Source organism: Leptospira idonii (assembly GCF_004770995.1).
GTDB classification, from domain to species: Bacteria; Spirochaetota; Leptospiria; order Leptospirales; family Leptospiraceae; genus Leptospira_A; species Leptospira_A idonii.
The window spans coordinates 108,657-127,371 of sequence record NZ_RQHW01000042.1 but is presented as its reverse complement, the minus strand read 5'-3'; the positions used below and the strand labels follow the sequence as shown (position 1 = coordinate 127,371).

The 18,715-nt window shown below is 40.8% G+C and carries 17 protein-coding genes; 10 read left to right on the top strand and 7 right to left on the bottom strand.

From position 1 onward, the window contains the following. The first annotated feature begins 175 nt into the window (after positions 1-175). From EHS15_RS11090 to EHS15_RS11080, 3 genes are read left to right on the top strand one after another with little or no spacing between them, the layout of a single operon-like run. Positions 176-3,847, top strand: coding sequence for an adenylate/guanylate cyclase domain-containing protein (locus EHS15_RS11090; protein WP_246052093.1), 3,672 nt, complete (start codon positions 176-178; stop codon positions 3,845-3,847). 10 nt (positions 3,848-3,857) lie between these two features. Continuing rightward, positions 3,858-5,942 (top strand): adenylate/guanylate cyclase domain-containing protein, encoded by a 2,085-nt coding sequence (locus tag EHS15_RS11085; protein ID WP_135760637.1) that lies wholly within the window; start codon positions 3,858-3,860, stop codon positions 5,940-5,942. Between the two features lie 2 nt (positions 5,943-5,944). Beyond that, a complete protein-coding gene (locus EHS15_RS11080) occupies positions 5,945-7,042 on the top strand; it encodes a DJ-1/PfpI family protein (protein WP_167884213.1) in 1,098 nt (365 codons plus the stop codon). Between the two features lie 122 nt (positions 7,043-7,164). Here the strand turns inward: EHS15_RS11080 and EHS15_RS11075 are convergent, their stop codons facing one another. Both EHS15_RS11075 and EHS15_RS11070 read right to left on the bottom strand, forming a co-directional pair. Further along, the gene (locus tag EHS15_RS11075; RefSeq protein ID WP_135760635.1) at positions 7,165-7,512 is read right to left on the bottom strand and encodes a hypothetical protein; all 348 of its coding nucleotides are present in this window, start codon (positions 7,510-7,512) and stop codon (positions 7,165-7,167) included. A 3-nt stretch (positions 7,513-7,515) separates the two neighbouring features. Further along, positions 7,516-7,980 carry an ankyrin repeat domain-containing protein gene (locus tag EHS15_RS11070; RefSeq protein ID WP_135760634.1) on the bottom strand — a complete coding sequence of 155 codons (465 nt, stop codon included), beginning with the start codon at positions 7,978-7,980 and terminating at the stop codon, positions 7,516-7,518. Between the two features lie 94 nt (positions 7,981-8,074). Here EHS15_RS11070 and EHS15_RS11065 point away from each other — a divergent pair, with 94 nt between their 5' ends. From EHS15_RS11065 to EHS15_RS11050, 4 genes are all read left to right on the top strand, one after another. Then, positions 8,075-8,623 carry a helix-turn-helix transcriptional regulator gene (locus EHS15_RS11065; protein WP_246052092.1) on the top strand — a complete coding sequence of 183 codons (549 nt, stop codon included), beginning with the start codon at positions 8,075-8,077 and terminating at the stop codon, positions 8,621-8,623. Positions 8,624-8,814: 191 nt separating this feature from the next. Next, positions 8,815-10,683: an ankyrin repeat domain-containing protein gene (locus EHS15_RS11060; protein WP_246052090.1), complete on the top strand. Its 1,869-nt coding sequence runs from the start codon at positions 8,815-8,817 to the stop codon at positions 10,681-10,683. After that, complete coding sequence (locus tag EHS15_RS11055) at positions 10,683-11,114, top strand: Crp/Fnr family transcriptional regulator (protein WP_135760632.1); 432 nt, start codon at positions 10,683-10,685, stop codon at positions 11,112-11,114. The genes EHS15_RS11060 and EHS15_RS11055 overlap by 1 nt, the downstream gene beginning before the upstream one ends. Beyond that, a complete protein-coding gene (locus EHS15_RS11050; RefSeq protein ID WP_135760631.1) occupies positions 11,104-11,631 on the top strand; it encodes a Crp/Fnr family transcriptional regulator in 528 nt (175 codons plus the stop codon). The genes EHS15_RS11055 and EHS15_RS11050 overlap by 11 nt, the downstream gene beginning before the upstream one ends. A 1-nt stretch (position 11,632) precedes the next feature. Here EHS15_RS11050 and EHS15_RS11045 read toward each other — a convergent pair whose 3' ends face one another. From EHS15_RS11045 to EHS15_RS11025, 5 genes are read right to left on the bottom strand one after another with little or no spacing between them, the layout of a single operon-like run. Further along, complete coding sequence (locus EHS15_RS11045) at positions 11,633-12,346, bottom strand: SDR family oxidoreductase (RefSeq protein WP_135760630.1); 714 nt, start codon at positions 12,344-12,346, stop codon at positions 11,633-11,635. Beyond that, positions 12,343-13,275: an extracellular catalytic domain type 1 short-chain-length polyhydroxyalkanoate depolymerase gene (locus EHS15_RS11040; protein ID WP_167884212.1), complete on the bottom strand. Its 933-nt coding sequence runs from the start codon at positions 13,273-13,275 to the stop codon at positions 12,343-12,345. The genes EHS15_RS11045 and EHS15_RS11040 overlap by 4 nt, the downstream gene beginning before the upstream one ends. Then, on the bottom strand, positions 13,272-13,799 hold the full coding sequence (locus tag EHS15_RS11035; protein WP_135760628.1) for a hypothetical protein: 528 nt from the start codon (positions 13,797-13,799) through the stop codon (positions 13,272-13,274). The genes EHS15_RS11040 and EHS15_RS11035 overlap by 4 nt, the downstream gene beginning before the upstream one ends. Continuing rightward, entirely contained in the window at positions 13,796-14,404 is a 609-nt protein-coding gene (locus EHS15_RS11030) for a hypothetical protein (RefSeq protein ID WP_135760627.1), read from the bottom strand. Before EHS15_RS11030 ends, EHS15_RS11035 begins: the two co-directional genes overlap by 4 nt. Then, entirely contained in the window at positions 14,401-15,513 is a 1,113-nt protein-coding gene (locus tag EHS15_RS11025; protein WP_135760626.1) for a DNA alkylation repair protein, read from the bottom strand. The genes EHS15_RS11030 and EHS15_RS11025 overlap by 4 nt, the downstream gene beginning before the upstream one ends. A gap of 206 nt (positions 15,514-15,719) precedes the next feature. Here EHS15_RS11025 and EHS15_RS11020 point away from each other — a divergent pair, with 206 nt between their 5' ends. The 3 genes from EHS15_RS11020 to EHS15_RS11010 all read left to right on the top strand — a co-directional run bounded on the left by EHS15_RS11020 (position 15,720) and on the right by EHS15_RS11010 (position 18,570). Next, entirely contained in the window at positions 15,720-17,000 is a 1,281-nt protein-coding gene (locus EHS15_RS11020) for an MFS transporter (protein WP_135760625.1), read from the top strand. Between the two features lie 62 nt (positions 17,001-17,062). Further along, positions 17,063-17,557, top strand: a complete 495-nt coding sequence (locus EHS15_RS11015; protein ID WP_135760624.1) for a DUF2721 domain-containing protein — start codon at positions 17,063-17,065, stop codon at positions 17,555-17,557. Then, entirely contained in the window at positions 17,554-18,570 is a 1,017-nt protein-coding gene (locus EHS15_RS11010) for a tRNA dihydrouridine synthase (protein ID WP_246052089.1), read from the top strand. The genes EHS15_RS11015 and EHS15_RS11010 overlap by 4 nt, the downstream gene beginning before the upstream one ends. Positions 18,571-18,715: the final 145 nt, after the last annotated feature.

Sequence of the window (18,715 nt, the reverse complement as noted above, 5' to 3'; positions counted from 1 at the left end):
TTCCTTCTCTGACGATGATTCCAGGCAAATAAAAGTTAGGGCTGCCGTTTTTTCCTTTTCCTCACGACCAGCAGGATTAGCATAGATGTCTGCGATGAAGAGATATATAGACTGCAAGATGTCCGCCCTGATCGTGCTTTCTTCCCTTTTCCTTGTCTTTACAAGTTGTCAAAAAATGGGTACGCCTCCTCCTCAAGCTCGCGACGGAGTTTTAGATCTAAGGGATTGGGATTTTTCCCGCGACGGTCTTGTTCCGTTAGACGGGGATTGGGAATTCTATTGGAACGAAACCAGACAAGGAATTTTACTCGATCGAGATCTAGGCACAGAATCTAAATTCATCTATATGTCCGTTCCCTCTTCTTGGAAGGGAGCCTCTTGGGAAGGGAAAGATCTCGAAGCGTTCGGATACGCCACATACAAACTCAAACTTCTTTTACCTAAAAACCCGCCTCCCCTCTCCATCCATAATATGGATTTATCCTCAGCTTACAGACTTTATCTGAACGGGAAGATGATCCATGAAGAAGGAAAGTTTGCAACCACCAAACAGGATTTTAATCCTTCTTATAAACCCGCTTTGATCGAATTGGAAGATCTTTCGGGAGAAGTGGAAATCATTTTCGAAGTAGCTAACTTCCATTACTCCAAAGGGGGATTTTGGGAGAGTTCGGAACTGGGAGACAGAAGACAACTCTACAGCAAATTGAACGGAAAATACCAACTCACTTCTTTCATCGCAGGAAGCATCTTCCTTTGGGCATTGTATCATTTCGGTCTTTTTTTCATGAGAAGACAAGACAAAGCCAGTTTGTTCATTTCCCTCTTCAGCCTTTTTCTCGTTTTAAGGATTTTAACGACAGGCGAACGAGTGTTAACGAGCATTCTACCGAACCTTCCTATGGATATCCTGATCCGTTTGGAGTTTTCCACTCTTTACATCGCTACTGCCGTTTTCGCCTATTTCTATCACTTGGTGTTCCCTGATACGATAGGCAAAAAAGGAATTTGGGCTTTGGAACTGGCGATTTTTCCTTTTATCTTTTCTTTATTATTTCCCGTTCATGAATTCGCATCTTATGCGCCTTACTTCCAACTTTTGACGATTCTAGTATGCATCCGCATCATCTACGGAATCTTAAAAGCATTCCGTACGGATAAAGTGGGCGCCAGTTTGTCTTTGGTGGGATTTATCTTCGTTTTTCTTTCCTTAATCAACGATATATTATATCATAATAACGTAATTAACACGATGGACCTCACTCCTTTCGGGTTTTTAGGATTCATTCTGTTCCAAGGTTATATTCTTTCCTACGGATTCACTCGTGCCTATCAATCGATCGAAAAACTGAAAGAGAATTTGGAAACCTCCAACGAACAGCTGAATACCCTGAAAGAAGGTTTGGAGGATTTGGTCGTAGAGAGAACGAAAGAACTGAAAGTATCAAAAGAAAACATCCAGAGGCTCAACGAATTCGCCAAAGCGCTGAATTCCAGTTTGGACTTGGATTCCATCCTACTGAAAGCGTACGAATATCTACAGGAAGAAGTAGCTTGCGATTCGATGGTTTTGTTTTTGGTGGACGACAAAAAAAAATCGATCGTCTATCATAAATCCGTTTTATCTCCTAAGTTCGAACACGACTTGGAATCGAAACTGAAAGGACTCAGTTTCACAATGGATGAAGATGCAGGTTTGCTTTATCTGGTCTACAAAAGAAACAAACCTTTCCGTTATTCCAAAATCAGAGACGGAAAACTCAGCCAATCCAATAAACATTTTTTGAGCATGATCGGCAATCATCCGGGAATGATTCTCCCTCTTGTTTCCCAAGGGAAAATCATCGCACTTCTTACCTTATTCACAGTGAAAGAAAATTCCATTTTTTCCGGTCAGGATCTTCATATCGCGGAAAGCACTGCTGAGTCGATTGCCACGGCAGTCACCAATTCAATGTTAATTGAAACATTGAATCAGGAAAGAAACCTTGCGGAGATTTCCAAAGCAGAAATGGAAATCGTAAAAAACGAAGTGGTGCAACTGAACGATTTCACGAAAAAGATCAATTCGGAATCCCAACTTCCCCGAATCATAGAAGATATGTTCGACTATGTCTTAAAAACATTCGGGATAGAAGCGACCATCCTGCAATTGAAGGATGAAACGAAACAAGAATTTTATACATACAGTTCTACCATTCCGGAGTTGTCCAAACCGGAACATATTAAATTCGCAAGATCCTTCACCGTTCCTTTGAACGAAAACGGAGGATATGTTTACAAAAGTTATCTCCGCAAAAAACCGATCTATCTTCCTAAAATTCCGAAAGATTTGATTTATCCTTCGGACAAGGAAATCATCACAAAACTAGAGTTAAGTTCATTTGTGATGGTTCCTTTGATCGTTCAAAACAAGGTCATAGGTATGGCTTATTTCACATCCTACCAAAAACCTCTTTCTCTTTCGAGAGACGATCTAAGAAGAATTTCGGGATTCTGCGATCAGATCGCTGGTGCCATTCAAAACTCGCTTCTGCTTCAAATGACGGAAGCGGAAAGAAAAAAATCGGAACTTGCCAGATCGGAAATTCAGAAACTAAATGAGTTCGCAAAGAACATCAACTCTCTCACCAACCTGGAAGGGATTTTGGGAGAGATCTTCGAATTCATCAAACAAAACTATCAAATCCAAAACTGTGTTTTGTTTTACTTGGACAACGAATTCAAAGAATTCCGTTATTTAAACCATTCAGGATTCGATCTTTTAGCGGATGAAAATGTAAGTTATTTCAAAGGGCTTAGATTCCCTTTGAACGAATCCGGCGGATTCGTTTACCGATGTTATAAGAGAAAAAAATTCTTCTATATGAAGAAGGTTCCTAAAACCTTCCCTTACTCCATAGATAAAGAAATCGTTTCCCGCTCTAACGCCAAATCGATGTTAATTTCGCCACTGATCAATAACGATCAAGTGGTTGCGATGGCGGTTTTTGGAATTTTCAACGAAGAGAAGTCCTTAAAAAAGGAAGAGATCGTTTCCATCGTAGGTGTTTCGGAACATATTGCAAGCGCCATCAACAATAACTTCCTTATGAATAAAATCGAAGAAGAAAAACGTAAATCCGATTCTCTTCTTCTCAACATCCTTCCTAAAAACGTAGCGGAAGAACTGCAAAGAAAAGGAAGAGTGAATCCGGTGGAATTCGAAAACGTCACCATGCTGATGACCAGTTTTCCAGGGTTCTCTCAAATGACTTCCCTTCTCACTCCTGAAGAATTGATCGAAGGTTTGGATCTTTATTTCTCGCGTTTCGATGAAATCATCAAATCCAATAATTTGGAAAAACTGAAAATGACGGGAGATATGTACGTCGCAGCAGGCGGTTTGCCTCTGGGGAATTTCACTCACCAAATCGATGTTTGTCTGGCTGCTCTGAAAATCAGAGAAGAAGCGGATCGTTTGAGAGAAGAGTTTCCCGACATCGCATTTCAACCTTCCAGCATCACGATAGCGATCCACAGCGGACCTGTAGTGGCGGGAGTGATCGGTAAATCGAAATTCAGTTACGATGTTTGGGGAAAAACGGTCACCCAAACTCAAGCCATCCGAAGAGGAGGACATCCTTCGCCTATCAATGTTTCTGCGGATACAATGGAAAAAGTGAAACGACTTTTCGTATTCGACAACCAAAGAAACTTAAATACTTATGAAGGGGATGCCATTCCCGTTTATGAACTCAAAAGCCTAAGACCCGATTTATCCGACGAAACAGGAACTCGCCCCAACGATACTTTCGAAAGACTTTACACTCAGCAGAAACGCGGAGCGAGAATTTTACTGAAGTAGAAGGTTAGAGATGCTGGAAATACTCACTCTCACATCCATTTTACTTTTTTCCGTTTTTCTTTTTATTCTAAAACTCTATAGGGTTCTGGATAAAAAAGACAAAACCATCCAAGACTTCGTTTCTCAATTGGAAGCGAAAGAAAAAGCGATGCAGGATAAAGAAAATGTAATGAAGAACCTTCAGTACAAATCGGACGAGTTTTCCGACAAACTGTACAGATCGTATTCCCAGTTGACAGACTTAGATTCTCTTCTGAGAGAAATCAACTCCTGCAGACATCTGAAAGATATACTGGTCATTTTAGCGAAATATTTTAAAGACAAATACCAGGTTCCTCATTACGTTCTTTACACGTTTCGACAGGAAACCAACGAACTGGTGTTCTACGATAGTAATTTCCCTCATAATATCTCTGAAGAGAAAAAAGAAGGGATCAAATCGAGACAAATCCCGATCAGCTCGGAGACGGTTACAAAATATGCCCATGCGTATGCATGGAAAAGGAAAAGAAGTTTTTTCATCGAAGACTTGGAGAAATACCAAACTTCCGGAGTAGAATTAGAAAACAAAAATTCGGTAAACCTCCGTTCTTTGCTGATTGTACCATTGTATCTGAGACAAAACTTCATCGGAACTTTGGATCTTTTCGATTATTCAGGAAATTTAAAACTCAACGAACAAGAGATCAATCAGATCAAAATCATCGGAGATTACGTCGCAGGTTCGATCGAAACCGGATTCTTATTGGATGAATTGGAAGATAGAAACAGAAAGATCCAAAGTGAAAAAAACCTTCTGGAAACCAATCGTCAAAAATTGGAATCCTTATATAGGCTCGTCCGCAAGATCAACTCCTTCAGTAAAATCGACGACATCATCTCGGAAGTATTTCAATTTTTAAAATCTAATCATAGAGTGGAGCTTGGATTCATCCTTCTTGTGGATGAAAAAAGGGACGGACTAGTCCCTTTTTTACCTTCGAAAGAAATATTTAACAAAGGTTTATTGGTAACGAATTTTCTCAAAAACTTTTACGTTCCTCTCAAACAAGAGGCCGGCTCTCTTTACCGCACCTTTGTCAAAAAGAAACCTGTCTTTTTGAAGAAGATCCCTTCCGTTGACAAACTTTCTACTTATGACAAAAAGATCATCGATGCGTTCGATTTGGAATCTTTCGCACAAATCCCTTTGGTAGTACAAAACAAAACCATTGGAATCATCTGTGTCACAAGACTTACAGGAGGAATCAGTTGGAACCAAGACGAGTTGATCGAAATCAACTCTTTCTGCGAACATGTAGCAGGTGCCATTCACAACTCGAATCTTCTGAAAGATCTTGAATTCCAGAAAGAAAAAACGATTCGATTCTTAAAGAATATCCTGCCGGGAGAACTTGCAGAAGAACTGATGGAGAAAGGAGAAGTCGTTCCTATGGAATACGAATCCGCCACCATCCTTTTTACCGATTTCAAAAACTTCACATCTTCCGCAGAAGCACTCTCTCCTGAAGATTTGATCGATCAGTTGGATGCATGTTTTTCCCAATTCGATGACATTGCGGTAAGGCATAACTTCGAAAAGTTGAAAACAATCGGAGACTCTTATATGGCTGCGGGAGGTCTTCCTCAAGGAAACTTCACTCATCCTGTGGACGCTTGTTTGTTTGCTATGGAAATCAAATCCTTTATGAAGCAGATCAAAACCGTAAAAGAGATGTTAGGCCAAACATTCTGGGAGATTCGTGTGGGAATTCACACGGGTTCCGTAGTTGCAGGCATCGTGGGGAAAACGAAATTCGCTTATGATGTATGGGGAGACACAGTGAATGTGGCCAGTAGAATGGAAAGTTCCAGTTCCCCGGGAGAGATCAATCTTTCCGAAGAGACTTACGATAAAGTGAAACGATTTTTCCAATGCGAATACAGGGGAAAAATCCCTGCAAAAAACAAAGGAGAAATGGGAATGTATTATCTCAAAAGACTGAGACCTGAGTTCTCCAGAGACGAAGAAGGACTTGTTCCTAATGAATCGTTTTTAGAATTGTATAGAAACCTAAAAATAGGCGCCAAAATCATATACAGACAAGCAGGGTAATCGTGAAACTTCTTTATCTTCTTCTACTATCCGTTTTTATCATCGACTGTGCTCAGTTAGATGAGTTTCAAAAAACGGAAGAGCCTCCTGCTTCGATCTCTCATCGATACTCACCGAATCCTACTTCCAAAAGAAAAAAAGCGATTTTGATTGCGGACGAAAAAGGCACTGAAATCACAGATCTACTCATTCCTTTTTATCTGCTTTCCGCAACGGGACAGATAGACGTTCAAATCGCTTCTCAAACGGGAAAACCTGTTTCCGTTTGGAAGGGAATTTTTTTACAACCTCATCTCAGCCTCCAAGATCTTTCCTTAAAACCGGACATCATCATACTTCCTGCTGTCTTCCATGAAACAGATCCTTTGATTTTGAACTTCATAAAATCCAATACGGACAAACAATTCCTCTCCATCTGCGAAGGAGCGAAAATCATAGGAGAATCCAAACAATTCTCAAAGTATCAAATTACGACTCACGCCAGCTCCAGAGCCGATTTGGAAAAAAAATATCCGGATCTGGATTGGAAAAAAGATCTTAAATTCACCAAAGACAGAAATTTAATTTCCTCCGCAGGAGTTTCATCTGCCGTAGAAGCAACCCTCATCCTCATTGAACAAACTTTAGGCGCAGAAGCGAAAAACAAGGTTCTCAAAAAAATCAAATACCCTTATCCTGAAATCCGAAAAAATCACAATTCGGAAGCGGTCGGCTTTTGGGACAGCCTAAAGATTGCCAGCAAACTTGCATTTGATGGGAATCCTAAAATAGGTGTGGAAATTTACGAGGGAATGAACGAATTCGTTCTGGCTGCTTATTTGGATTCTTTCGCAAGAACCTTTCCTTCCCGCATTGAAACGTTCGGCCCTCCAATGATTCGAAGCGAATACGGGCTTTATCTTTATCCTACACAAACAACAAACGACTATTCGCTGGTGTTTTGCAGAGATGTTTGCCAGTCTTATTCATTCCCCGAAGAGATTCGATTTCGCCAAAGATCGGATGACTATCCTTTCCTTGTCACTTTGCAAGAAGTGGAGTCCCTATATGGCAAAGGGATGAGGGGAATTGTAAAAAAACTCTTGGATGAAGGCCCTTAGCCAAATCGACCGATTACAAAACCGAGACCTAAGGGAATCCCTTTCATTCCCTGTGATCCCTTTTGCGTTTTCACATCTTCTTTTTCCGCTTCGTTTCGGTCTGACAAATGGAATGAAATATATCAGTGGCCGCTGCCCCCATGGCCTCCGCCCGATCCGCTGCTCCCTCCTCCGGAACCACCACCACCTCCTCCGCTGCTTCTTGTGCTAGAGCCGCTGGATCTCGTTCTGGTTGTGGTACCTCCTCCGCCTCCAGGGCATTTAGATTCGCAGGCTAAAAAATATCCCGTGCAAAGTAAGGCAGATCCTGTCCCTCCCATATTTGTTTGTTGGTAAGTACCCAAAAAACATAACGTCTGTTCCGCACTGCATCTGTTGATGCAAGAGGATCTGCTCGTGCTGACGTTGGAGCAGTTTCCGAAAACAAAAACCCCTGAGAGGAACAATAGGCAAAAAAGCCAAACCTTCATAAATTATTTGGCTCCTTTCTCTTCCAAAAGATGGACGATCTCCTCTTTTTCGGTGAGCAGGATCTCGGATAAAGCGGTGTGACCTGCGTCGGATTGAATGTTAGGATCCGCTCCTGCATCTAAGAGCAATTTGACGACTTTCGGGTAGCGGTTGTATGCCGCCATCATGAGTGCAGTGTGTCCGTTTCTAGACTTGGCGTTCGGATTGGCTCGAAAGGCCAAAAGGACTCGGACGACTTCGTCATGTCCTTCCTTGGATGCGACCATCAAAGGAGTCATCCTGTCGTATGTGTCTTCGGGAAGATCCGGATTATATCCTCTTTGTAATAAATTGCGGACATTTTCCGAATTTCCAATCGCCACCTGGAAATAAAGATTTTGGGAACGGCTCGTGGTTCTTTCAGGAGGTACCACACATCCCCCGAGGGTCAGGGCCAAAACGAGAAGAGACAAAAATTTTTGTTTCATACCCTCATTGTCTCAGAAAAACCGAGGCAAAGGAATGGAGGATCACCGCAATTGTGGAAAACTACTAAAGAATATCCTTGAAATCAGACCTAGTTTGAGCAAAATCGATAGAACCAAAGGTTTCATGAATCTCAGACAATACAGAATTCCATTCTTATGGTTCTATTTTTTCTCACTCCTGCTCTGGATTGTGGAAGAAGTCTATACTTTGGTGAGTCCTCCGGACATTTTCGACCGCTACCGGGTTGTGGTAGCTACCGTAGAATCCTTCATTGCTCTCTCCTCCTTCCTTACGATCTTCATTTTGTACAAAGAATTAAAGATAGAAGAGGGGGAAAACGGTCAGGCACAAACAGTCATCCACGATCTCAAAAGGACGAACCGCATTTTAAAAAATCCATCTTCCGGTTTTTGGCAGGAAGTGAGTGCGCAGATGGAGGAATGGAAATTGACGGATACGGAAAAAGAAATCGCCATCCTACTGTTGAGAGGTTTTTCCCATCAGCAAATCGCAGGAGTTCGTCAAAAAAGTCTACGTACAGTAGAAAATCAGACCGCTTCTATCTACGATAAGTCCTCAATGAGAGGCAAATTAGAGTTCATTTCCTTCTTTCTCACCCCTCTTCTCCCCGAAGAAGACTGATCGATTTTCAAAAAACCTTGACCTATCCGTAAAAACCCCTATTTTTTTCAGAGGGGAGCAAAGGAGGGAATGAAAGATCAAAAGCAAATCGTAAGCCGAATCTTTATTTTTTTTGCCCATCCCCTCTACACAAAGCCGACTCGAAGAAACCGATCCTTCCCAATAGATGTGGTTTCTCTATAAAGATAAAAATGAATTCTTATAATATATTTAAATTGATCCTTCTTTCTCATTTTCTTTTTTTCTTCAACTTTCCGTTGTTATATGGACAAAACGATTTAGAATCCGCAAAATCAAAAGTAAACTCTTCTTCCTCCGAAGAAAACAAACCCGATCTGGTAAAAATCCTCCTCAAAGGGACTCCGAAAGATCTGGACCTTGCCATAGAAAAAGGAGGAGATCCCAACTCATCCGATGAGGAAGGGAAATCCTTATTGATGTTAGCCGTAGAAAAAGGAAAACAAAAACAATTCGATAGTTTGGTGGCTGCGGGTGCGGATCTCAACAGAAGGGATTTTACGGGAAAAACACTGCTTCACTATCTTGTAACTTCCCGTTTTACAAACCAAATCAAATCTCTGATCGAAAAAGGGGCGGATACGAACGCTTACGACGGAGAAGGAAACACTCCTCTTCATATCGCGGTATTAAAGTCGAATTTACCTGTTCAAAAGACCTTAGTGGAAAGTCATGCAGATGTGAATCTTCGCAATAATCTTCGAAAATCACCTTTGTTTTTCGCAGTAGAAAAGGCGAAATTCGATTCCATAAACCATTTGATCCAAAGCGGAGCCGATCCCAACTTACCTGAATTAACCGGAAGGACTCCTATTTTCACTGCGATCGATTCCAAAAACCTAAAACTGACAACGATACTTCTGGATGCAGGATCCGATCCCAATCTGAGAGACAACAACTCCATCACTCCACTTTCTCTTTCGATTGAAAAATCCTTTACTCAAGGATTGGAACTTCTTTTGGCAAGGAATGGAAAGCTGGAAATTACGGATGAAAAAAATGAACCTCTCAGTTTCAAAGCATATTCACAAAACAATTCTTCGATTTTAAAATTGCTCCTTCAAAAAGGACTGTCTGCGGATCTAAAAGGCAAAGAAAACCAAACCTTATTCGAAATCGCATTTCATAAAAACGACACTTCCACACTCAAACTTTTGTTAGATTTCAAATCGGACATCAACCAAAAACTCAGCGGAGGAAAATCGGCGCTGGAAGAATCTTTGGAAACATCGAAACACCCTCTTACGATTTTTCTTATTAAAAACGGAGCCGATCTGAATTGGCGTTCCTCGGAAGGGTACGAACCCGTTCATATCGCAATCAAACAAGGAAACATGCAAGTCTTAGAAGAACTGCTGAAACGAAATGCGGACATTCATTCTTTAACTACACAAGAAAAAGAAACTCCTCTTCGTTTGGCGTTGTCGACAAAACAATTTTCTATCGCAAAACTTCTATTAAATAAAAAAGCGGATCCCCTAGAAAAGAATAAAGACGAAGAAACTTTAGTGATGACTCTTGCAAAACAAGAGATGGATAAAAAAGATCAAAAAAACGCTTTGGAAACCACCAAACTACTTCTAACAAAAGGAGTGAACCCAAATGACAAAAACAAACAAGGATTATCCGCTCTACATATAGCATCAAACAAATACAATACGGATCTAATCTCTTTACTTCTAAGTCATGGAGCGGAAATTGATGCGGCAGATAACAACGGCCAAACCATACTGAGAAAGGCAGTGGTTCGATTTTTACAAGCGAAAGAGTCCTCTCAGGCAGATATAGATAAAAAATTAGTACTTTTCCTAGTAGATCGGAAAGCAAATTTGAACCTCACGGATAAATCAGGGAAAACTATACTTTCCGAACTCGCACTTCAGTTCGATCCTGGTAAAAGAGATTCCATTTTAGAGATAGGAAGAATCTTTCTACTCCACGGGGGAAACCCTAAATTGGAAGATACTACCGGAAAATCAGCTCTACGTTATGCGGAAGAGAAAAACATCGAAGAATTAGTTGAGATTTATCACGGCACTTAATGTCCATTCCTAAGAAAGAAAATAGAATCAATATTTTTGATTTCGTAAACACGGTTCCGACGAAGTCCTTTAAGAAGGGAGAAATCATCGTCAGAGAAGGAGAACCGTCTAACGAGAAAATGTATTTTATATTAAGCGGCACTCTTTCCGTTGGAATGGGTTCGCCGGATCAAAGAAATTTCCAAGAAGTGAGAAAACTTTCTACTGGAGAGTTCTTCGGAGAAATCGCACTGATCTCCGCACACCCCAGAACCATGACCGTTTTTATCGAATCGGATAGAGCACAATTGGGAATTCTGGACAAACAAAATCTGATCAAAATCGCAAACTCGAACCCCATGTTCGTGTACGCCTTGTTACAAACTTACGTTGAACGTTTAATTGAAGCAGAACAGAAACTCAAGGAGTTAACGGAGATCGATGGGACTTAAAGAATCACTGGCTAAACTCAGCATGATCACCATCAAACGAGGTGAAGTTTTGTTTAAGGAAGGAGTACCTTCCAACGGAGCTATGTTCTTTTTATTCGAAGGCCAGTTAGATATCTACAAACACATCGACGGAAAACACTCCAAACTCAGAAGCATTCTTCCCGGAGAGTTTTTCGGAGAAATGGCGATCATCAATAACAGTCCCAGAGCCGCTTCGATCGTTACCGTTTCTGAATACGCAAAACTAGGAATCATTAACAGAGGTTCGTTTGTAAAAATGAGCCAGGAAAGCCCTGAATTTCTTTTTTTACTTTTAAAGAGAGTCATCGAACGCCTTTACGAAACCGATTCTAAAATTAGAGCGATTAAAAAAAGAGAAGATGATGAGAAAAAAGGGATCACTGCTTCTTCCTCCGAGCCAGAGGAAGCGCCTCCTCCTTCTGCAGATGATATTCCTATGATTCCCGTGGAAGGTTTAACCGACGATCCAACGGAAGAAGATATACCTAGGGTTTAATTTACTTTTCCTTCTTTTTAATTTTAAACAACTCCGGTTGGATCAAAATTTCGGATACAACCGTTCCCTCCCTCTGTAACATCACTGTTTCTAGTGCACTTGCAATGCATTCCGGCAAAAGATAAGCTTTGGAATCTTCTTCCGTAGTAAAAGAAAGTTCGTTATAAAATTCGGAACGGGTAAGATCGGGAATGATGTTTGTCACTCTAACGCCCGATTTACGAAGCTCTTGAAACATTTCTTTTCCGAAATGAATGAGCCCTGCCTTTGTCGCTCCATATACGTTTCCCCAAGGAGATACTTTCGTTCCCGCAATGGAACCTATCAAAAACACTCTGCCCCTGTTGGATTTCAAATCCCTTAACAACGAATTGGTGATGAGCATAGGTGCAGTCAGATGAAGAGAGATCATATCTTGGATTTGTTGCCAGGAAAGTTCTTCCAATGGAGAAAAATAACCAACTCCGGCATTATGAACCACAACATTCAAGTTTTTGAATGTCTCTTTGCGTTCTTTTAAAAACCCTTGAATTTGTTTCGTATCTCTAAGATCCAAAGAAAGAAGTTCGAAAGAATCGTGTTTCCAAGAACATGTTTCCGGAGTTCTGGAAACGCCCAAAACATAATGCCCCATAGAGACCAATTTTTGAGAAATGGCAAGTCCGATCCCTCGGGAAGCTCCTGTTACGAATGCTATTTTTTTTTCAGAACTCATAAAGACTTAAAGAACTCCCAGACTTCTTTCGCAGCATCCAATTCATAAGTCGGTTTTCCCATATCCACGAAAGGGACATTTTGTTTTTGCCCCGGCCAAGCATGTCCCCCTTCTTTGATCTTATAAAGGCGGACTTTAGTTCCTTTTGCACAGGTAGAATAGGTTCGAATTTCTAGAGAAGTTCCGTCATCGGAAGTATCTTTTTCAGAAACAACGACAGAGTCGGAGCAACGATTCCATTTTTTCCAACGATCTATAGTGTCTTCCGCTCCTATGATTTCCCCTCCGTCTCTCACATAACCACCATAATAAGGAACGAGAGGATCACCCGTTCCCGAAAAAAGAGCTACTGACAAAGGAGAAGAAGGTTCCCCGTTCTTTAATACGGCAATGCTCAATTGGGCTGCAACACTCGCTGTTCCCTTGAAAAGAGAAGAACGGTCTACTGACATTCTTTGTGTCATAAAACCACCGTTAGAATGACCGACCATAAAAACTCTGGAAGGATCCACGGAACCTTTTCGGATCAGATTTTGAAGTACAGTTTCCAGAAAAAGTACATCATTGATTTTTTCCCGATCCGCAGGAGTGTTTCCTCTTCCATCCGCCCAACTTCTGCTGTATCCGTCGGGATATACTACAATAAAACCTTCTTCATCTGCCAAATCATTGAATCGGGATTGTTCCATAATTTGACGCCCCGTTCCCAAACGACCGTGCAACACGAAAAGAAGAGGCAGTTTTTTTTCAACCACCGCTTTATTTTGAGGATAATGAATATGATAGGATCTAGTTTTTCCCTGAAGCTCTAGGGTTTCCGTGATAAAGTCGGTAGCAGGAACTGTCTTTTTTCTTTTCATCAAACGACAGTCAGATGAAAAGAAAAATAAAAAACATAATACGAAAATAGAATACACTTTGGATTTCACAGATATTTCACCTCTTCCGACCAGGTTTGCAGCAATAATGTTCCAAAAGAGGAAGAAGGCCAATAAAACGGTGAGAAAAAAATCATAGAAAATCCTCTCCATTGGCTGAGAGTAGTTTTGAATTCCGACTCTCTTATGTTTTTTTCAGAATCCGAATAACGAAAACTAAGTAAGTGATTCGTATTGATTTGGTAAGGAAAGATCCCTGCAGAAAATACAGTCGCTAAAATATTCAAACGATGCAAACCGATGGATTCGTATTCGGGATTGATCTCTTCCAATACTACTTCCAAAAGCAAATCGGATTTTGTATCTTCCGAAAAGCCCGATTTCAATATCGATTGTTTCAAAGATTGTTTTTCTTTCTCGTAACGAGCAAAACCTGTAAACACGATTCGAATGGGAACAGTGCCGGGTAGTTTTCCTTTCTGAAATTGAAGGTCTGGATCTTTCACGAAAGCAGCACATTGCTCTAAAAGAAGAACCGATAGAAAAAGAAACAGATTGAATTTGAGAAATTTCATTCGAAAACACCTTGGGAATCTTCCAAAAAACGATACACCAAATTGGTGTAATAGGTTTCCATTTTCTTTCGATCGTCGTTCCATCTCACTAGAAGAGAAACCCAACCGAACACCTGCAAAGAATCCATACGATAGGAATATTCACCTGAGATTCTGTTTTTCTTCCAAACTCGAAACATAATTTGATCGTCTGACTTTTGTAAGATGGGTATGATAAGGGCGGTTTGCACCGCCAAAATGCGATTGATCAGAAAAAGAGAATAAGTCCCTGGTTTTTCTTCTACCATCAGAGAAACAGGGCGAGGGTCTTCTCCGAAAAATAATTTATTTCGGGAAGAGGAATCCAGAATGATTTGGATTTTCATTTCGGAATCGGATTTGATATAAGAAGATATTTTTTTGAATCTTTGGGAGCGATGCAGCGCTTCTAAAAAGACTGCCGATTCATCTTTATTTTCTTTTCCGTCCCAACCCACCAATTCGTAGCTGACTTCTTTGTCGATTTTACCTGTGAGGACAGGTCGGGGAGAATCACCTAAATAATAGACGGAACATCTGGAAAAAAAGAAAAATACAAAAAAGAAAGAAACGATTTTTCGATTCACTTCTTTCCCTTTTTCAACTCGAAGGATTGTTTGGCAACTTCGTTTCCATTGATGACAATAGTTAATTGGTGTTTGCCGGGATAATAGGTGCGAGTGGTGATGGGAGCGAAGGAATGGGATTTTTTAATTTCCAAAGTTTCTCCCGGAACCAACTCCTTATCTCCCAATTGAAATACCTTATTCCCCCATTTCCCGTTCGCAAGAAGAAAAGATACGACGTATTCCGTTCTGATTTTTTTGCTTTTTTTCTCTTTATGAAAGACCTTGATTTCGAATTCTAATTTTTTTCCGACGGAAACTTCTTTTGCAGGTAGTTTCAATTGTAGTTTTGTCGGTTTCCATTTAATGTCATAAGAATAAGCACTTAATATTTCTTTGTTTCCTTTTTTCAACAAGGTTCGCAAGGCATGTTTTAAGGATTTATCCGTTTCTTTCGACTTACCAAACTTAGGTTTACAAAAGCTCCATGTGATGTCAGGATTTATTTTAGAAATATCATTTAGATGGTTGGCAACGCTTCTTCTTACGATTTCATTTTCATCGTCCCAAAGATTTTCCAATATGGTCAAACTTTGTTCGGGACGTTTTTTGATATCGGGAACTCCCATCGCCCAAGGAAGAAGAGGTCGGCTGCCTTCACTGGCAAGTCTTCTGACCATAGGATGTTTGTGTTTGGACCAAGATAACATTTGTTTGTTTGTTTTTTCGGGGTAATGCAGATAAAAACTTCGAATGGCAAATTCGGCGCTTGCGAAAACAGTAATGAATTCCAAAGCTTTCATGCTCTTTTCAAAATCAGAAAGCCCCGCTTTCTGAACGATTTCTGGAAAAAACATATGTGCAAAGTTAAAATCCTGAGTTCCTTCTTTTCTAAGATGATCGATTGTATCTTTCAAAATAGGAAACAACAGATCCAAATCTTTCGGAAGGAACTCTATGATGGTATCGGAGATACGAGACATTCTTTCCTTTAGCTCTAAATTTTCCCAAGGAGAAGAAAAAATCTCTTTTTTGAACCCCTTTGCATCTAACTCTTGATAAGCAAACACGAGGGATTGTGATAATGCGGAAATAAACTTGTCGGAATAAATGTACTTTAAAGGTTCCATACTCGTATGATGCTTAATTGATTCAAAATTCAAGCAAGACAGTGTAAAGAAATTATAATTGTGCTCCGTTCGGAAAAGGAAAAAAATTTCATTGACATACCTTCCTTTTCTCTCCTGGTTGGAAAAGAACGGAACCAATGAGGAAAAGAAGGCCTTAGTCGAGCATTTACAAAATTCATACGAAACAAAATCCCTCGATCCGGACGATGCCACAATCGATAAATACGGGTCCTTCTTTAAAAAGAGAAATCGCCAAACAAAGGCCAGTTCAAATCTTTGTATTTATGAAATTATCCTTATCCGGGTCTTCTCTTGGAATTTTGATTTTAATCAACTTGGGTACTGTGCTGGGTTTGTCCGGCATTGATCTGATTCTTCCTTATATCCCCAACTTCAAAGAAGTGTTTCCGGGAAGTTCTCCTGCGGATGCTCAGTGGATCATCGCATTTTATGTTTTAGGAACCAGTGCAGGACTTCTTTTATTCAGTTTTCTTTCGGATCGTTTCGATGCGATCCGGCTATTCTCTGCATCTTTACTTTGTTTTGCGGCCATCTCCCTTCTTTGCATTTTTTCTACTCATATATATGAACTTGTAGCTTATCGTTTTTTACAAGGAATCAGTTCCAGCGGTGCAGCCGTTCTTGCTCCAGGACTCATCCGAGGTTTTTTTTCTTCTCAAGGCGCGATGAGAGCTGTCAGCATTATGGGAAGTATAGAGTCCATGGTTCCGGCGTTTGCTCCTCTAGCAGGAGCTTACTTGGCGGATCAGTTCGGATGGGAATCTAGTTTTTTACTGACAGCAATCTCTTCTTTGATCGTCAGTTTGTTTCTATTCACCTTACAAAGAAAAACCGGGAATACCGCCAAACAAAAAACTATCGATTCAAAAAAAAGAACCTATAAGGAACTATTTACAAACTTTCTTTTTTTAAGATATGCTCTGAGTCATGTGGGGGTTTTGGGTGGATTATTGATATTCGTTTTTTCCGCACCGAACTTGATCGTAACTTATAAAAAAGGAGCGATCGATAGTTTTATTTTACTTCAGATCCTCTCCGTATTTACCTTTTTTACATTCGCACAAACCTCTTCTTATTTCGTTAAAAAATTCGGTTCGGAAGCAGTCATTGTGGCAGGTACCACATTTGCTTCTCTTTCAGCCGTTTTGTTTCTCGTTGGAGCGTTCTTTCGGTTAGATGATCCTGTCTATCTGATTTGTTATTTCGTTCCTATCAATATCGGTCTTGGACTGAGAGGAGGTACTGGGTTTGTCAGTGCGCTGATCGCCGCAGGAGATAATGACGCAAGGGGTTCCGCTTTTATGATTCTTGCAGTTACTTTGCTTTCCGGTGGAATCACAGGAATTCTCTCTCCCTTTTTGGAACAAGGTTTAGGGCCGATTGCAATTGCCATGTCACTTGTGGTATTTCCTTCCATGGCATTGGTTCTGATACGGAAAGAAATTGTGGTACCTACCACGGGATAGACCGGAGAGATGGATTCTTTTTTTGTTTGTGAGTGTGGTACCTCCGTCACAGAATCGTATCCATGTTCGAATCTTTTGCAAATTCCGAAATTCTATCCGGCATGATCACACCTGCCGTATTGATCTCTGCAAGTGCCAGTTTGATTTTCTCTACCGCCAATCGTTTGGGCCGCATCTTCGACAGAGTGAATCTTTTGAAAACGGAAATGGAAAAGATCCTGGAAGGTAAAATCGCTTTTCCCGAAGACAGGACGTCTTATCTGATCGGTCAACTCTCCGTTCAAAGAAAACGAGCAGTTCTCATACAACGCTCCATGGCCTTTCTTTATACGGCCACTTCGTTATTTGTCATTTCCAGTTTGAGCTTGGCACTTGTTCTTGCCTTTGCCAAAGAATACTCTTGGATTCCTACTGTAATTGCTCTTTTAGGAGGGGTATTTTTATTTTTGGCAAGCGCGTTCCTACTGTATGAAAGCAGATATAATTTAACATTTATTATGGGACAAATCGATTTTACAGAGTTTTTGGAAAAGAAGACTAAAAAACTAAAACAATGATTCGGAGAATCTTACTTGCTCCAATGGAAGGGCTTCTTGATTTCCGTTTGCGTGATATCATCACAAAAATCGGAGGAATCGATCAATGTGTGAGTGAATTCATTCGAGTGAATGACACTCTTCTTCCTTCACAAAGATTTTATAGATATGTTCCCGAGCTGAATCATAATTGCAGAACGAAAGCAGGAGTTCCAGTAAAAGTTCAACTCTTGGGTTCGGATCCTGTTTGTATGGCGGAGAATGCGGCAAAAGTAGCAAGTCTGGGAGCTTACGGGATTGATCTCAATTTCGGCTGCCCTGCTCCTACGGTCAATCGCAACCGAGGAGGAGCCGTACTACTGAAAGAACCGGATGTTCTGTATAAAATCGTTTATGAGACTAGAAAGGCGGTTCCATCCACTATTCCTGTCACGGCAAAAATGCGATTGGGGTTCGAGTCCACCGAACAAGCGATTGATTGCGCCAAAGCGCTGGAAGGCGGTGGTGCTGAAGAAATTGTGGTACATGCAAGAACGAAAATGGACGGTTACAAACCGCCCGCATACTGGGAATGGATTGCCAAAATCAAAAAGGAAGTCCGAGTGTCCATTGTGGCAAACGGTGAAATTTGGACAAAAGAAGATGCCATTCGCTGCCATGAAATTTCAGGTTGTTCCGATCTTATGATCGGTAGAGGTATGATTGCGAATCCTACTTTGGCTTTGGAGATCCAAGGAGAACGAAACGAAGCTTTTCCTTGGGAAGAGATGAAAAGCATTCTATATAAGTATTGGATCCATCTTGCGAGCCTTATGGACACTCAAAGCCGTCTTGGAAGGATTAAACAGTGGTTATATTATCTTTCCCGTCAATACAGCGAAGCACAAAAGGATTTCACAGCCGTCAAACGATTCACAAACCAGGAAGAAATGGACTTATATCTATGTGAGGACCTTGCGGCAGGGATCGAAGTGGAAATGCAACGAAAAGCATTTCGTTGCATTGGAGCGGAAAGCCCGGTCGGGGATTTGTAGGAGGTACTACAAATAGAATCTCATCCGAGCCGCCCCACTCTGATAGAAAAAAGTAAGAGGTACCACACTTCTATCTGCCCTTAGAGGCTCTTCTCCAAAGAAAAAGTGGTAGGTACCACTAAATCTACCCAATATCCCTCCTATT

Coding starts and splice junctions, on each gene's coding strand:
- EHS15_RS11075 (WP_135760635.1), bottom strand. CDS start 7,512: ATGAAGGTTTGGCTTTTTTGCCTATTGTTCCTCTCAGGGGTTTTTGTT.
- EHS15_RS11045 (WP_135760630.1), bottom strand. CDS start 12,346: ATGAGTTCTGAAAAAAAAATAGCATTCGTAACAGGAGCTTCCCGAGGG.
- EHS15_RS11035 (WP_135760628.1), bottom strand. CDS start 13,799: ATGAAATTTCTCAAATTCAATCTGTTTCTTTTTCTATCGGTTCTTCTT.
- EHS15_RS11055 (WP_135760632.1), top strand. CDS start 10,683: ATGTCCATTCCTAAGAAAGAAAATAGAATCAATATTTTTGATTTCGTA.
- EHS15_RS11060 (WP_246052090.1), top strand. CDS start 8,815: ATGAATTCTTATAATATATTTAAATTGATCCTTCTTTCTCATTTTCTT.
- EHS15_RS11015 (WP_135760624.1), top strand. CDS start 17,063: ATGTTCGAATCTTTTGCAAATTCCGAAATTCTATCCGGCATGATCACA.
- EHS15_RS11050 (WP_135760631.1), top strand. CDS start 11,104: ATGGGACTTAAAGAATCACTGGCTAAACTCAGCATGATCACCATCAAA.
- EHS15_RS11025 (WP_135760626.1), bottom strand. CDS start 15,513: ATGGAACCTTTAAAGTACATTTATTCCGACAAGTTTATTTCCGCATTA.
- EHS15_RS11085 (WP_135760637.1), top strand. CDS start 3,858: ATGCTGGAAATACTCACTCTCACATCCATTTTACTTTTTTCCGTTTTT.
- EHS15_RS11020 (WP_135760625.1), top strand. CDS start 15,720: ATGCCACAATCGATAAATACGGGTCCTTCTTTAAAAAGAGAAATCGCC.
- EHS15_RS11010 (WP_246052089.1), top strand. CDS start 17,554: ATGATTCGGAGAATCTTACTTGCTCCAATGGAAGGGCTTCTTGATTTC.
- EHS15_RS11090 (WP_246052093.1), top strand. CDS start 176: ATGGGTACGCCTCCTCCTCAAGCTCGCGACGGAGTTTTAGATCTAAGG.
- EHS15_RS11070 (WP_135760634.1), bottom strand. CDS start 7,980: ATGAAACAAAAATTTTTGTCTCTTCTCGTTTTGGCCCTGACCCTCGGG.